The following is a 255-nucleotide window of genomic DNA, read 5'->3' as shown; positions in this document are numbered from 1 at the left end:
CCGGACCGGTGATGAACATCTGCGAGGTGTCCCGCACCATGAACACGAAGTCCGTCAACGCCGGCGAATACGCCGCACCACCCGCACACGGACCGAGCATCACCGAGATCTGCGGAATCACACCCGACGCCCGGGTGTTCCGCTGGAAGATCCCGCCATACCCGGCCAGCGCCGACACACCCTCCTGGATCCGCGCACCCGCACCGTCGTTCAACGACACCAGCGGAGCACCCGCCGCGATGGCCATGTCCATGA

Annotated in this window: 1 protein-coding gene; it reads right to left on the bottom strand. The window is 66.3% G+C overall.

Annotation, left to right across the window (positions count from 1 at the left end; genetic code table 11):
• Window positions 1-255 (bottom strand): carboxyl transferase domain-containing protein (locus tag GL263_RS29365; protein WP_323379592.1); only part of this gene is annotated, 255 nt, incomplete at both ends.

Origin of the sequence: Streptomyces durbertensis, assembly GCF_014156695.1 — a bacterium.
In the GTDB taxonomy this organism is placed as follows: Bacteria; Actinomycetota; Actinomycetes; order Streptomycetales; family Streptomycetaceae; genus Streptomyces; species Streptomyces durbertensis.
Note: the sequence above shows the minus strand (reverse complement) of the source record. Positions and strands in the feature narration are given on the sequence as shown.